Genomic DNA, 12667 nt, shown 5'->3' with positions numbered 1-12667 from the left:
AATGTACAGAAAACGGGTTGGCGAATATTTTAGAGATATTGGCGGCCTCTACCCATGCGCCACCATCACATGACGAACGGCGGTATAATCCTCCAGCGCATAGAGAGACATGTCCTTGCCGTAGCCAGACTGCTTCAGCCCGCCATGCGGCATCTCGTTGGTCAGCATGAAATGGGTGTTGATCCAGGTGCAGCCATATTGCAGACGGGCGGCCGTCGCCATGGCGCGCGAGACGTTCTTGGTCCACACCGAGGATGCCAGGCCGTAGTCGCTGTCATTGGCCCAGTTCACAGCTTCATCGACTTCGGAGAAGCGGGTGATGGAGACGACCGGACCGAACACTTCGCGGCGCACGATCTCGTCTTCCTGCAGCGCGCCGGCAACCACCGTCGGCTGGTAATAGAAGCCGGAGCCTTCGCCCGGCTTGCCGCCGGTGGTGATCTCGATGTGCTTGAGTTCCGAAGCGCGCTCGACGAAGCTCGACACGCGATCGCGCTGGCGGCGCGAGATCAGCGGGCCGATCTCGTTTTCGGTGTCGTCGGGCTGGTTGTATTTGATGGTCGAGACGGCAGATGAGAGATCGGCGACGAGCTTGTCGTAGATCTTCTTGCCGGCATAGATGCGGCAGGCGGCTGTACAATCCTGCCCGGCATTGTAGTAGCCGAAAGCGCGCAGGCCGTTGACCACGCCGCCGAGGTCGGCGTCGTCGAAAACGATGACCGGCGCCTTGCCGCCGAGTTCCAGATGCGTGCGCTTGACCGACTTGGCGGCGGCCTGCAGCACCTTCTTGCCCGTGGCGACGTCGCCGGTGATCGAAATCATGTTGACCTTGGCGTGATTAATCAGCGTGTTGCCGACGCTGTCGCCGCGGCCGAGCACGACATTGACGACGCCCTCGGGCAGAACCTCGGCCAGGATCCTGGCCAGCTTCAGCGCCGTCAGCGGCGTCTGCTCCGACGGCTTGAAGACGACGGTGTTGCCGCCGGCAATGGCCGGCGCCAGCTTCCAGGCCATCATCATCAGTGGATAGTTCCACGGCGCGATGGAAGCGACGATGCCGATCGGGTCGCGCCGCACCATCGAGGTGTGGCCGGGAATGTATTCGCCGGCGACCACGCCCGGCATCGAACGCACAGCGCCGGCAAAGAAACGATAGCAGTCGACGATCGCCGGGATCTCGTCATTGAGCACGGCGTTGATCGGCTTGCCGCAATTCAGCGCCTCGAGCGCCGCGAACTCCCGCGCGTTGGCCTCGATGCGGTCGGCGATCTTGAGGAGATAGCCGGAGCGCTGCGCCGGCGTTGTGCGTGACCACAAGACGAATGCTCGCCCGGCGGCAGTAACAGCCGCCTCGATCTGCGCCTGGCTTGCTTCAGGCAGGTTGAGAATGGTCGCCCCGGTCTTTGGATTCAGAATCGGCTCCTCGGTCTCGGTGCCGTTCTCGAACTTCGAGCCGATCAGCATCTGGGTGTCCATGCAGGTTCTCCTCGGTCAGGAGCGAGTAGCGAATAGCGAGTAGCGAATAGGGCTGGTCGTGCAATCTCCCCTATTCGCTATTCGCTACTCCCTATTCGCTGTTCTTCATTTGCCCGAACCGGCGATCTGGTCGCCGTCGCGGGTCAGGTAATAGGCGGCAAGGATGGGCAGCAGCGTCACCAGCACCACGACCATGGCGACGACATTGGTGACCGGACGCTGGCGTGGGCGGATCAGCTCTTCCAGCATCCAGATCGGCACGGTCTGCTGCTGGCCGGCGGTGAAGGTGGTGACGATGACCTCGTCGAAGGAGAGCGCGAAGGCGAGCATCCCCCCGGCAAGCAGAGCGGTGGCGATGTTGGGCAGCACGACGTGCCGGAAGGTCTGGAAGCCGTCGGCGCCGAGATCCATCGAGGCCTCGATCATTGAGCCGGAAGTGCGGCGGAAACGGGCGACCGCATTGTTGTAGACGACGACAACGCAGAAGGTGGCGTGGCCGAGCACGATCGTCCAGAACGAGAACGGGATGTCGGCTAGCGAGAAGGCCGAGCGCAACGCGATGCCGGTGATGATGCCGGGCAGCGCGATCGGCAGGATGACGAGCAGCGAGATCGTCTCGCGGCCGAAGAATTTCGTCCGTGACACGGCGGCGGCGCACAGCGTGCCCAGTATCAAGGCAATCGCGGTCGAGATGGCGGCGACACGGACCGAAAGCGACAGCGCCTGCCAGACATCCGGCCGGTTCCAGGTGACGGCGAACCATTGTGTGGTCAGCCCCGGCGGCGGCCAGACGAAGCTCTTCTCTTCCGTGGTGAAGGCGTAGACGAAGATTAACAAGATCGGCAGATGCAGGAACAGCAGGCCGCAGGCGGCAGCGATCTTGAGGCCGAGCGGAGCGGATTGCGAACCGTCAGAGCGCATCGAAGGCCCCCATGCGCTTGGCGCCCCAGAGATAGAAACCCATGATGACGATGGGCACGACGGTGAAGGCAGCGGCGAGCGGGATGTTGCCGGCTGTGCCTTGCTGCGAATAGACGGCCTGCCCGATGAACAGCCGCGATGTGCCGATGATCTGTGGGATGATGTAGTCGCCCAGCGTCAGCGAGAAGGTGAAGATCGAGCCGGCGACGATGCCGGGCAGCGCCAGCGGGAACAGCACGTTGCGGAAGGTCTGGCCCGGCGATGCGCCGAGATCGGAGGACGCCTCGACCAGATTGCCGGGCACGCGCTCCAATGCCGCCTGCACCGGCAGGATCATGAACGGCAGCCAGACATAGACGAAAGCGATGAAGGTGCCGGTGGCGGAGACCGACAAAGAGTTGCCGCCGACGACCGGCAGCGACAGCCAGCCATCGAGCACCCAGAGCAGATGCAATTTGGCGAGCAGCCAGGTCAAAATGCCTTCCTTGGCGAGGATCAGCTTCCAGGCGTAGATCTTGACGAGGTAACTCGACCATAGCGGCAGCATGATTCCGAGATAAAACAGCGCCTTCCACCGGCCGCGGGCATAGCGCGCCGCGTAATAGGCAATGGGGAAGGCGATGACGGCGGAGGCCAGCGTGACCAGAACCGCCATCGTCACCGTGCGCAGTATGATGTCGAGATTGGCGGGCTGGAAGAGGTCGCCATAGGTCTTCAGCGTGAATTCGTGGTTGATGAGGCCGGAGAACTCGTCGATCGAAAAAAAGCTCTGCGCCAGAAGTGCGAACAACGAGCCGATATAGACAACGCCGAGCCATAGAACCGGCGGCAGCAGCATGAGGAACAGCAGCAGTTGCGGCTTGCGCCAGAAAAGGTCCGACAGTGCGCCGCGCATGCCACCGCTGCCGGGCAGGATGGCGGGGGCGGAGGTTGAGTTGAGCGCGGCGATGGTCATCGGGCGACCGCGTGCTGAAGGAACCCTGAGAAGCCGCGTTCCTTCACACCCCCCTCTGTCCTGCCGGACATCTCCCCCTCAAGGGGGGAGATCAGCAGTTTCGCTGCCTCGCCAAATCCCCAACGTTGAAGATTGGCGAAACCGGGAGGAACAGCCAATCTCCCCGCTTGAGGGGGAGATGTCCGGCAGGACAGAGGGGGGTGCTTGGCGCAAACCTCAATCATGCCGGCTCGTCCATCAAATGCAAATGCTCGCGGTTGAACGTCAGCACCACCGCTTCGCCTTCCGCCGGCAGCTTTGTCCCGGCCGGCACGATGGCGTGCAGCCTCAACCCGTCGGCGTCGAGCGCCAGCTTGGTCGTAGCGCCGAGATAGTTGGTTCCAACCAGGCGCGCGGCGACGCCCTCGCCTTTGGCGGCGCGGCCGATGCGGATGGATTCGGGACGCAGGCTGCCCCAGCGGTGCTGGCCGGAATAGCGCTGGACGAAGTCCGGCGGCAGTACGTTGGAGGAGCCGACGAAATCGGCGACGAAGCGGGTCTTCGGCCGCTGGTAGATGTCTTCCGGCGTGCCGATCTGCATGATCTTGCCGTCATTGAAGACGGCGACGCGGTCGGCCATCGACAGCGCTTCGCCCTGGTCGTGGGTGACGAAGACGAAGGTGATGCCGAGCGCCTTCTGCAGCGACTTCAGCTCTTCCTGCATGTTCTCGCGCAGTTTGAGATCGAGCGCGCCGAGCGGCTCGTCGAGCAGAAGCACCTTGGGCTGGTTGACCAGCGCACGGGCCAGCGCCACGCGCTGGCGCTGGCCGCCGGAGAGCTGGCCGGGACGGCGGGCGCCATAGCCTGGAAGCCGCACCAATGACAGCGCCTCTTCCGCCGCCTTCTGCCGCTGCGGCTTGGCGATGCCCTTGACCATCAGCCCGTAGGCGACATTGTCCAGCACGTTCAAATGCGGGAACAGCGCGTAGTCCTGGAACACCGTGTTGACGTTGCGGCGATAGGGCGGCACGCCCTCGGCGCGGTCGCCGAAGATCGAGATCGAGCCCGAGGTCGGCTGCTCGAAGCCGGCGATGAGGCGCAGGCAGGTCGTCTTGCCGGACCCCGACGGACCGAGCATGGCGAAGAACTCGCCCGGCACGATATCGAGATCGACCGCATCGACGGCGCGCACGCTGCCGAAATGGCGAGAGACTTTCTGGAAGGAAACGGCCGATGTCATGGGCTGTCCGTCTGTTGCCGGTTTGTGTTCGTCGAAATAGCTCTTGCCGCCACCAATCAGGCCAGCGGGCACGCCACTTCACCTCCCCCTCGATGGGGGAGGTCGCGGCGAAGCCGCGGGTGGGGTGACTAGCACCGGACGTCAGCGTTGCCCCCACCCCGACGCTGCGCGTCGACCCTCCCCACAAGGGGGAGGGTTAAGGGAGCTCACCGCCCGCCGATGACGCCGATATAGTCGGACACCCAGCGGTAGTAGGGCACGCACTGGTCGTTCTGGGTGGCGCACTTCGAGACCGGCGTCTTCCAGAACTTGATCTTGTCGAAGTTCTCGTAGCCGTTGGTCTTGCAGCCTTCCTCGCCGAGCAGCTCGTTGCCCTTGCAGGCAGCGGGCACCACGGGGAGCGAGCCGAACCAGGCCGAGACATCGCCTTGCACCTTGGGCGACAGCGAATGCTCAAGCCACATATAGGCGCAGTTGGGATGCGCGGCGTCGGCCTCCATCATGGTGGTGTCGGCCCAGCCGGTGACGCCTTCTTCCGGCACGGTCGAGGCGACCGGCTTCTTGGCGGCAACCAGCGTGTTGACCTGGTAAGGCCACGAACCGGAAGCGACGACGCCTTCGTTCTGGAAGTCGTCGACCTGGATGGCGGCGTCATGCCAGTAGCGGCCGACCAGCGTCCGCTGAACACGCAGCAGCTCGAGCGCTGCCTTGTACTGGTCTTCGTTCAGTTCGTACGGGTCCTTGATGCCGAGTTCCGGCTTGTGGAACATCAAATAGTTGGCGGCGTCGGCGATGTGGATCGGGCCGTCATAGGCCTGGACGCGGCCCTTGTTGGACTTGCCGTCCGGCAGGTTCATTTCCTCGAAGACGACGTTCCAGCTCTTGGGCGCTTCCTTGAAGACATCGGTGTTGTACATCAGGATGTTCGGGCCCCACTGATAGGGAACGCCGTAATGCACCTTGTCGACGGTGAACCAGGGCGCATCCTTCAGACGGTCGTCTACCGCCTTCCAGCTCGGGATGAGATCGGTGTTGATCGGCTGCACGCGCTTGCCGGCAACGAGGCGCAGCGATGCGTCACCCGAAGCGGTGACTAGATCGAACCCACCCTCATTCATCAGCGAGACCATCTCGTCGGAGGTGTTCGCGGTCTTGACGTTGACCTTGCAGCCGCTCTCCTTCTCGAAGGAGGTCACCCAGTCATAGCCCTTGTCGGTTTCGCCGCGCTCGATGTAGCCCGGCCAGGCAACGATGCTGACCTCGCCTTCGCCGTTGCCGAGCTCCTTGACCTGGGCGACGGCCTGACCGGAAAAGGTCAGCGCGACCGTCAAGGCCGTGCACGTCTTCAGAAATGAGTACATCGTCAATCTCCCATTTTGGCGCCTGACTGCGAAGCGAGTCGCCGCCGCAGTCAGCCGCAGGCTGAAAAGCGTCAGTTCATCCGATGGCACGTTGCCGCTCTGATGGCGGCTTTCGTCCCCGACATGAAAAGTGCTCGGAAAATTCCGGTTTCGCAAATTCATTTATCAGAAACGCGATATCGGTTTTTCCGATAGATACCACGCACCCTATCAACGCTGCTGGCGTACCATACGCTGCGACTGGGCAAGGCCGATGAAGTCGCGCGACGCCTGCGGCAGACCGGAGCCGCGGCGCCAGACCATGCCGACCTGGACGACCGGCAGGGAACCCGAAATGTCGCGCGATTCGATGCGGTCGCCTTCCAGCGACCACGGCCGGTAGACTAGGTCGGGCAGCAACGCCACGCCCGCACCTGTGGCGACGAGGCTGCGAACGGCTTCGACCGAGCGGGTGCGAAAGGCGACATGCGGCCTGGCGCCGATCGCCGCCAGAAGCTTGCCGGTGTTCTCCTCGATCTCGTCGACGGTCAGCATGATCAGCGGCTCGCCGGCAATGTCGCCTATGCCGATAATGTCGGCGCTGGCCAGCTTGTGGCCGAGCGGGACCCACAGCCGGTAGGCCGAGACCTCGAGGATTTCCGACTGCAGAGCGGTGCGGTCGCGCAAATTGGAGGTGACCATGACGGCAATGTCGAGCTTGCCGCCGATCAGCAGATGTTCGAGATAGTCGCCATTGTCCTCGATGGCCGAGACATCGACGCCGGGATAGGCGCGGCGGTAGCGCGCCAGCAGATCGGACAGCACATAGCCCGCGACCAGCGAGGTGACGCCGAGCTGCAGCCGCCCGCCGGCCACCACCTGGTCGTCGGAAAAAGCGCGGCGCGCGTCGGAGACGTCGGCCAGGATCTTGGTCGCATGGCGCAGGAACTGGTGGCCTTTGTGGGTAATGTTGAGGCCACGCGGATGGCGCTCGAACAATTCGACGCCGAGATCGCTCTCCAGCTCCTTGATCGCCTCGGTGACCGAGGATTGCGAGATGGAGAGGTTTTGTGCGGCGCCCGACACCGTGCCTTGCTCGGCGACGGCAATGAAGAACTGCAGCTGGCGGATGGTGAAAGCCATGGCCGGACTAAACACCGGCGCGCCGGGGAAGGAAAGCCGAAGGCGGAGCTTATACCCATACGGCTTGAGGCGCCTCCTGGTCAGCCGAACCCGAGGCGCCGCCGGCAGGCAGGACCGTAGCGAAGCGCGAGCATGAACGCCGTCTCCAGCGCCAGGACGATGACGATGATGCGAAAGCCGATGGCATAGGAATCCCGGCCGCTGCCGCGCATAAGGTAGCCGGTGACGAGGAAGCCGGTGTTCCATAGCGTGGCGCCGAGCAGCGTCGCCGCCGCGAAGGGCAAGAGTGGAAGACGGAGCGCGCCGGCCGCGATCGGCAGATAGTTGCGAACCGTCGGGATGAACTGCGCCAGCAAGGAGACCCGGACATGATGGCGGCGGTAGGCCTGACCAAGCTTGCTGTAGGTCGCATAGCGCAAGCAGACATATTTGCCGAAACGCTCGACCAGCCTGTCGGCACGATCCAATCCAATCCTACGGCCCACACTATACCAGACAAGGCAGCCTGTGATGGCGGACAGCGTCGTCACCAGAAGCAGGATCGCCAGCGCCAGGAGATCGGAGGCTGCCGTCATGCCGAGGAACAGCAGCAGCACATGCGAGGGCGGCAGCGGCAGGATCTTTTCAGTGAAGGCGAGACAGCCGACACCAAGCAGGCCGAAGCCCAGGATCGCCGACAGTGGATCAGTCATGCGAAGCGCCAGTCATAGGTTTTGAGGTTCTTGATCCTGGACACCTTATACACCGTCATACACCGTCGCCGGCGGAAAGTTGCGGAATGTCCGGCCAAGCCGGGTCCGCTTCCAGGTCGGAGCGCGCAAGCGTCCAGGAAAGACAAGGCATCGTTTGCAGCATGGTGGCCTCATTGCTGATGCGGGCGATTCGCCCGGCCCGCATTTCGACGAGGCGCTGTTTGCGGCTGCCAAGTTGCATGGACATTGCGAAGAGCGGGATGATTGAAAAACAATTTTTCACCAGAACGACATCTTATGCGGCCGGCGACGCGGCGCGCATGATGCACAACATCGCCTTCGTGGTATCGGGTAGCGGCATGGGCCGGGATCGCGGCGCACCAGTCGCTGGTGTTTGGCTAGGCGGCAGCGATGCTGAGGCGCGCTCCAGCCTCGGCCAGTGCCGAGGCAATGTCGCGCGGCGGCGGCTGGTCGGTGGCGAGTTCGGAAAAACCGTCGAAGCCGCAGACCTGGACTAGACCCTGGCGACCGAACTTGGTGTGGTCGGTGATGACCAGCGAGCGCTGGCCGCGCGACAGCACCATGCGGGCGAACTCCGCCTCTTCCAGATCGTAGTCGGCAAGGCCTGCGGCGGCATCGACGGCGCCGATCGAAATCACCGCATGGCTGACCGAGAAGCGGCTGACGAAATCGATCGCCGAGGCGCCGAAGGCGGCTCCGGAATCGCTGCGCAATTCGCCGCCGGCCATATAGACCTTGTTGCCGTTGACGGTGGCCAGCGTGCGGGCGATGTCGGATGAATTGGTGACCACGGTCAGCCGCCGGTGGCCGAGCAGTTCGCGGGCCAGGAACGAGGTCGTGGTGCCGGTGTCCAGCATGACCGATTCACCGTCGCGAATGGTGGCAGCGACCATGCGGGCGATCAGCCGCTTGGCCTCCGCATTGTCGCGCATGCGCCGCTCGAACGGCGCTTCGCCGGCCATCGACGGCAGGCCGATGGCGCCATGCATCTTGAGCACCGAGCCATTGCCGGTCAGTGGCTTGACATCCCGGCGCACCGTTTCAAGCGAAACCCCCAGCCGGTCGGCGAGGCTGGCAATGGTGACGGTGCCCTCTTCCTTGAGGAGGCGGAGGATTTCGCCATGCCGTTTCGAATGGATCATCTGGCTTCCTGAATTTGCGGCCTGCCCGGTTTTAGGGCAATGCCGCCGTTTTTAAAGGAATTGCTCGTGGTTTCGGGCAAAACACCCAAAAAAAGTCACAACATTTCATTGACAGTTAGGTAGCACTGGCGTGACATTGACGGCGTGACAGCTTCGGAACTGCCACGGGAGGGTGATGGCAGAGCCGCAATTCACGGACCGGACCGTCTGGCCAGACCGTCTGGGTTTGAACTGGCACAAAAGTTTCTCAAATCCGCGGGGGCGGAGACCGGGTATCAAAACCTGGCCAGAGGGGCTCGTCGGTGCGGCGCGGGATAGGAGTTCCTGCGTCCCGCACCGACGAGATTTTTTGCGTTTCCCAACGCTCGTTGCGCGGCGCATGGCGCCCAAGAAAGCTCCGCAAAAGTCAGGGATGGTCCCGTGACTGCTGAAGACCGCATCCGGACCTTGCCTTGCTGGAATGGCAGCATCGACATTGCGCCGTTGCCGGGCGGCCTCAGCAACGCCAACTATCTGGTCAAGGACGCGTCCGGGCGGCATGTCGTGCGCTTCGGCCAGGACTATCCATTTCACCACGTCTTTCGCGACCGCGAGGTGATGACGGCCCGCGCGGCGCACGCCGCAGGCTTCGCGCCGGCGGTCCACCATTCCGAACCCGGCATCATGGTCACGGAATTCCTCGGCGCGAAGACCTATGTCGCCGAGGATGTGCGCGCCAATATCGGCCGCGTCGCAGCGCTTATGCGCGGGTTCCATCGCGAGATGCCCAATCACATCTCCGGCGCCGGCTTCATGTTCTGGGTCTTCCATGTCATCCGCGACTATGCGCGAACGCTGAGCGAAGGCGGCAGCCGCAAGCGCGACGAGCTGCCCAGGCTGCTGGCTCTGGCCGACGAGTTGGAGCGGGCGCAGAAGCTGCTGCCGATCGTATTCGGCCACAACGATCTTCTGCCGGCAAATATCCTCGACGATGGCGACAGGTTGTGGCTCATCGATTTCGAATATGCCGGTTTCAACACCGCGATGTTCGATCTTGCCGGCGTTGCCTCCAACGCCGAGATGAGCGACGCGGAGTCCTTCACTTTCCTCACGGCGTATTTCATGCGCGAGCCGGATGAGGCGATCCGCCGCTCGCACGCGGCCATGCAATGCGCCTCGCTGCTGCGCGAGGCGATGTGGAGCATGGTTTCCGAACTTTACCTCGACGCGCCCGGCATCGACTACGTCGCCTACACCGCGGAGAACCTGACGCGGCTCGACGCGGCGCTGGACAATTACCGCACGAAGTACGGGACACAGTCATGACATTGCCTATACATGCCGGCATCGTCGTCATCGGCGGCGGCATTATCGGCTGTTCGACGGCCTATCACCTGGCGCGCGACCACAAGGCCGATGTCGTGCTGCTGGAACAGGGCAAGCTGACCTCGGGTTCGACCTGGCATGCGGCCGGGCTGGTCGGCCAGTTGCGCTCGTCGGCCTCGATCACCCGCGTGCTCAAATATTCGGTCGAGCTCTACAAGGGACTGGAAGCCGAAACCGGGCTCGCTACCGGCTGGAAGATGACCGGGTGCCTCAGGCTTGCGACCAATGCCGACCGCTGGACCGAATATAAACGGCTGGCGACGACGGCCAGGAGCTTCGGCATGGACATGCAGTTGCTGTCGCCGGGGGAGGTCAAAAAGATGTGGCCGCTGCTGGAGACCGGCGACCTCGTCGGCGCCTCCTGGCTGCCGACCGATGGGCAGGCCAGCCCCTCCGACATCACGCAGTCGCTGGCCAAGGGCGCGCGCATGCATGGCGCCAAGCTGTTCGAGGACGTCCGCGTTACCGGCTTTGACATGACGGACGGGCACATCACCGCGGTGAAGACCAACAAGGGCGACATTGCTTGCGACAAGGTGGTGAACTGCGCCGGGCAATGGTCACGCCAGGTCGGCGCGATGGCCGGCATTTGCGTGCCGCTGCAACCGGTCAAGCACCAGTACATCATCACCGAGAAGATCGACGGGCTGGCGACCGACGCGCCGACAATCCGCGATCCCGACCGCCGCACCTATTTCAAGGAAGAGGTCGGCGGGCTGGTGATGGGCGGCTATGAGCCGAACCCGCAGGCCTGGGCGACCGGCCTGCCCGGCGGCGATGTCCCCGATGACTGGGAGTTCCGCCTGTTCGACGACGACTACGATCATTTCGAACAGCATATGAGCCAGGCGATCGCGCGCGTGCCGGCGCTGGAGACGGTCGGCGTCAAGCAGATGATCAACGGGCCGGAGAGTTTTACGCCGGACGGCAATTTCATCCTCGGTGTCGCGCCCGAATGCGCCAACATGTTCGTCGGCGCCGGCTTCAACGCCTTCGGCATCGCTTCCGGCGGCGGCGCCGGCTGGGTGCTGGCGCAATGGGTTGTCGATGGTGAAGCGCCGCTCGACCTTTGGGTGGTCGACATCAGGCGCTTTTCCAATTTGCACCGCGACCGGCAATGGGTCAGCGATCGCACGCTGGAAGCCTATGGCAAGCATTACACGATCGGCTTTCCGCATGAGGAGTACGTCTCGGGCCGGCCGCGCATCGTCTCGCCGCTCTACGAGCGGCTGAAAGCGCACCGCGCGGTGTTCGGCTCCAAGCTCGGCTGGGAACGGCCGAACTGGTTCGCGCCGCAGGGCGCCACATCCGAAGACATTTATTCCATGGGCCGGCAGAACTGGTTTGGCCCGGTCGGCGAGGAGCATCGCCATGTGCGCGAGAAAGTCGGCATCTTCGACCAGTCGTCCTTCGCCAAATACGAAATGACGGGTTCGGATGCGGCTAAGGCGCTGGACTGGATCTGCGCCAACGATGTCGCCAAGCCGGTGGGACGGCTGACCTACACGCAGCTTCTCAACACGCGCGGCGGCATCGAGGCCGATTTGACGGTGGCCAGGCTCGCCGAAGACAAATTCTACGTCGTGACCGGCACCGGCTTCCGCACGCATGATCTCTCCTGGATCGGCGACCATGTCGGCAAGGGCCTCGACGTGACGCTGAAAGATGTCACCGAGGATTTCGGCACGCTGTCGCTGATGGGGCCGCGCGCCCGCGATGTGCTTTCGGCCGTCACCGATGCCGATGTCTCGAACGCCGCCTTCCCGTTCGGCCATATCGGCGAGATCACGACTGCCGGCCATACGGTTCGGGCGCTGCGCGTCACCTATGTCGGCGAGCTTGGTTGGGAATTGCATGTGCCGATCGCCGCCACCGGCGAGATTTTCGACACGCTGATGGCGGCAGGCAAGCCGCACGGCATCCGGCCGATCGGCTACCGGGCGCTGGAATCACTTCGGCTGGAGAAAGGCTACCGCGCCTGGGGCTCCGACATCACCCCCAACGACACGCCTCAGGAGGCCGGCCTCGGCTGGGCGGTGAAGCTGAGGAAGAACACCGATTTCGTCGGCCGGCGGGCGCTCGAAAAGATCAGCGGCGCCGACCTGAAGAAACGCTTTGCCGGCTTCACGGTCGACGATCCCGATATCGTGCTGGTCGGGCGCGAGACGATTTTGCGCAATGGCGAACCGGTCGGCTATCTCACCAGCGGCGGTTATGGCTACACGCTGGCTAAGAACATCGGCTATGGCTATGTCCGCAACGCCGATGGCGTCAGCGACGATTTTCTCAGCTCAGGGGACTATGAGCTGGTGGTCGCGATGGAACGGACGCCGGCCAACATTCATCTCGAACCGATGTACGATTCTTCGATGAGCAGGATCAAGGCGTAGACG

General features: G+C 63.4%; 11 protein-coding genes. 2 read left to right on the top strand and 9 right to left on the bottom strand.

Translation table 11 applies throughout. The features are described 5' to 3' along the window. Nucleotides 1-48: 48 nt before the first annotated feature. The 9 genes from NKI88_RS05630 to NKI88_RS05590 form a co-directional block, all read right to left on the bottom strand. A complete protein-coding gene (locus tag NKI88_RS05630) occupies nt 49-1476 on the bottom strand; it encodes a gamma-aminobutyraldehyde dehydrogenase (RefSeq protein WP_352654129.1) in 1428 nt (475 codons plus the stop codon). A 105-nt stretch (nt 1477-1581) separates the two neighbouring features. After that, nucleotides 1582-2397 (bottom strand): ABC transporter permease, encoded by an 816-nt coding sequence (locus NKI88_RS05625; protein ID WP_023673416.1) that lies wholly within the window; start codon nt 2395-2397, stop codon nt 1582-1584. Continuing rightward, nucleotides 2387-3352: an ABC transporter permease gene (locus tag NKI88_RS05620; RefSeq protein WP_023685099.1), complete on the bottom strand. Its 966-nt coding sequence runs from the start codon at nt 3350-3352 to the stop codon at nt 2387-2389. The genes NKI88_RS05625 and NKI88_RS05620 overlap by 11 nt, the downstream gene beginning before the upstream one ends. A 220-nt stretch (nt 3353-3572) precedes the next feature. Continuing rightward, entirely contained in the window at nt 3573-4571 is a 999-nt protein-coding gene (locus tag NKI88_RS05615; protein WP_023732490.1) for an ABC transporter ATP-binding protein, read from the bottom strand. A 206-nt stretch (nt 4572-4777) separates the two neighbouring features. After that, nucleotides 4778-5932, bottom strand: coding sequence for an ABC transporter substrate-binding protein (locus NKI88_RS05610; RefSeq protein ID WP_352654126.1), 1155 nt, complete (start codon nt 5930-5932; stop codon nt 4778-4780). Nucleotides 5933-6142: 210 nt separating this feature from the next. Then, the gene (locus NKI88_RS05605; protein ID WP_023673412.1) at nt 6143-7054 is read right to left on the bottom strand and encodes a LysR family transcriptional regulator; all 912 of its coding nucleotides are present in this window, start codon (nt 7052-7054) and stop codon (nt 6143-6145) included. An 80-nt stretch (nt 7055-7134) separates the two neighbouring features. Next, entirely contained in the window at nt 7135-7746 is a 612-nt protein-coding gene (locus tag NKI88_RS05600) for a DedA family protein (RefSeq protein WP_023692634.1), read from the bottom strand. A gap of 55 nt (nt 7747-7801) precedes the next feature. After that, nucleotides 7802-7987 carry a hypothetical protein gene (locus tag NKI88_RS05595; RefSeq protein ID WP_156933986.1) on the bottom strand — a complete coding sequence of 62 codons (186 nt, stop codon included), beginning with the start codon at nt 7985-7987 and terminating at the stop codon, nt 7802-7804. Nucleotides 7988-8144: 157 nt separating this feature from the next. Further along, complete coding sequence (locus tag NKI88_RS05590; RefSeq protein ID WP_023685103.1) at nt 8145-8909, bottom strand: DeoR/GlpR family DNA-binding transcription regulator; 765 nt, start codon at nt 8907-8909, stop codon at nt 8145-8147. A gap of 420 nt (nt 8910-9329) precedes the next feature. Between NKI88_RS05590 and NKI88_RS05585 the strand changes: the two genes are divergently transcribed. Next, entirely contained in the window at nt 9330-10214 is an 885-nt protein-coding gene (locus NKI88_RS05585) for a phosphotransferase (protein WP_352654124.1), read from the top strand. After that, complete coding sequence (locus tag NKI88_RS05580; protein WP_352654122.1) at nt 10211-12664, top strand: GcvT family protein; 2454 nt, start codon at nt 10211-10213, stop codon at nt 12662-12664. Before NKI88_RS05585 ends, NKI88_RS05580 begins: the two co-directional genes overlap by 4 nt. Nucleotides 12665-12667 lie beyond the last annotated feature (3 nt).

Source organism: Mesorhizobium sp. M0317 (genome assembly GCF_040321555.1).
Classification (GTDB): Bacteria; Pseudomonadota; Alphaproteobacteria; order Rhizobiales; family Rhizobiaceae; genus Mesorhizobium.
Note: the sequence above shows the minus strand (reverse complement) of the source record. Positions and strands in the feature narration are given on the sequence as shown.